The 2453-nt window shown below is 31.7% G+C and carries 2 protein-coding genes and 1 pseudogene; all 3 read left to right on the forward strand.

Annotation, left to right across the window (positions count from 1 at the left end; all coding sequences use genetic code 11):
- Positions 1-865, forward strand: a pseudogene (locus AC1DIT_RS27945) (M4 family metallopeptidase); the annotation flags it as partial.
- A 97-nt stretch (positions 866-962) separates the two neighbouring features.
- A complete protein-coding gene (locus AC1DIT_RS27950) occupies positions 963-2033 on the forward strand; it encodes a Rap family tetratricopeptide repeat protein (RefSeq protein ID WP_016115103.1) in 1071 nt (356 codons plus the stop codon).
- Between the two features lie 5 nt (positions 2034-2038).
- Positions 2039-2167 carry a hypothetical protein gene (locus tag AC1DIT_RS27955; RefSeq protein ID WP_476998588.1) on the forward strand — a complete coding sequence of 43 codons (129 nt, stop codon included), beginning with the start codon at positions 2039-2041 and terminating at the stop codon, positions 2165-2167.
- The last annotated feature ends 286 nt before the right edge of the window (positions 2168-2453 follow it).

Genomic DNA, 2453 nt, shown 5'->3' on the forward strand with positions numbered 1-2453 from the left:
GTTAAAAAATATGGTACAAGAATCAGATTTAAAAGCAAGTAAAAAGCTTGTTGGAGCCTTAAAGGAAAGTAGAAAAAGCAATCTTACATCATTAACTGGAACAGGAAAAGATGATTTAGGTATATCTCGTACATTTGGTATTTCTAAACAAAGTAATGGGAAATATGCACTTGCTGATTACACTAGAGGGCAAGGAATTGAAACGTATGATGTGAAATACAGAGATATTAATAAAGAGGAAAGATATTACCCTGGTATACTAGCAACTAGCACTTCAACAACATTTAATGATCCAAAAGCGGTAAGTGCTCATTTCTTAGCAACAAAGGTATATGATTTTTATAAAAATAAATACGAACGTAATAGTTTTGATAATAAGGGACAAAAAGTAGCTTCAGTTGTACATGGGTGGGATTCTGAAGATACAAATGATCCGAAAAATTGGGAGAATGCATTCAGTGCTAATATTAATAATAGTAGCATGCTTGTATATGGAGATCCTATTGTAAAGGCATTTGACGTAGCAGGACATGAATTTACACATGCGGTTACATCTAGCGAATCCAACCTTGAATATTCCGGAGAATCTGGTGCGATTAACGAGGCGTTATCTGATATTATGGGAACAGCTATTGAGAAATATATAAACAATGGGAAATTCAACTGGACAATGGGAGAACAAACTGGATCAGTTTTCCGTGATATGGCAAATCCATCTTCAGTTCCTTCTTCAACTGGAGTACCGTATCCAGATGATTATAGTGAATTTAACGATTTTAATGGATGGGATAATGGAGGTGTTCATTTCAACTCAAGTATTATTAATAAAGTTGCGTATTTAATTGCAAAAGGTGGCACTCATAACGTTCTGCCATTGTTTCGACAACATTATGGAAAGTTAGAATAAAATGCCGGAAAATTTGTTTTTGTTATAATATTAATATAATAGGATGAGGAATATTATGGATACACATATAATAGCAAAAGAAGAAATAATAACATTATTAAGCAGTTGGTATAATGCAATTATTTCTCAACATATAATAAAAGCTAAACACTTAAAAGAAGAGATTGATAGAAATATTCATAGTATTGAAGAAGACTCTAATATCTCTATCTATTATTCCCTACTTAACTTTAGATATAATTTACTGGTTTGTGATATAGATGGTTCTAAAGACTGTCTAGAAAAGATTGCTCCATTTCCAGAACAAACCGAAACATTTTTGAAATATTATTATCATTTCTTCAAAGCTATTTATGCAATTTCAGTTGGAAATCATAATGAAGCTAAAGAACAATATGAGAAGGCTGAAAAACTCTTAGCAACTATTCCAGATGAATTAGAAAAGGCTGAATTTGATTGCATGTTTGCAGTATTCCATTATCAATCCTTAAACCCGTTGTTGGCTGCTAAATATGCTAATAAGGCAAAAGAGGTATTTTCAAAGCATACAGGATATGAAATGAAAGTTGCTTCCTGTCAAAACACCATAGGACTTGCTTGTACTAAACTTAGGCTGTATGAAATTGCTGAGGAAAATTTCATTTCAGCTCTTAGAATATTTGAAAAATATGGCGAAGAACAACTAATAGCTAAAGTGAAACATAATTTAGGATTATTATATGCTGATCAAAACCTTTCAGAGTTAGCGATTAAGTATTTAAAGGATTCTTTAAAAAATAACCCTAAAACTATGTTTTTATTAGCTAGGGAATACTATAAGTTAGGAAAAAATTTTCTTGCTGCAGATCTAATTGAACAAGGATATAACCTTACAAAACTTAAAGAATATAAGTGCCATTTTGCTATCTTAAGAGAACTGAATAAGGGAGCAGAGATTGAGGAACTAGAGAAAGTCATTATGACAGGAATATATTACTTCAAGAAAGAAAATCTATGGGGTCATGTAAAAGAATATGCTTCAATTCTTGGAAATAAATTCTATGACCTAAACAATTATGAAAAAGCCAGTAGATTCTTGCACACTGCCCTAGATGCTGACAAAAAAGATTTGGAGAAGGGAGCCTAAAAATAATGAAAAAAGTACTTTTAACTGTAATGATTTTTACAGGGATTTTATCTTTTGGTGTTGCTAATCAATCTATTAAAGAGCCATCAGCTAAAGCTAATCTACYTTGTTTAGATCATGGAGAAACTATCTAATTGAAAAAAGAGAGTGCCTTTTTGGGAAAAGGGACTCTCTTTTTTCAATTATTTTATTATTTATAATTGTCTTTTACAGTATCGACGAAGTTTTCATATTTTGAGTGTAAGGCAACTGGAAGCGAAACATTAGTAAATGGATAGGCTACACTGAACTAGACAAAAAAATTAAGGTCAAGTAGACTACAACTAATATATTTGAGGAGAATCTACTATGACGAACAATAAAAGAGAAAGAAGAACCTTTACAGCGGAATTTAAGCACCAAATGGTTCAACTGTATCAG

It is taken from the genome of Bacillus sp. 05T22, assembly GCF_056396765.1.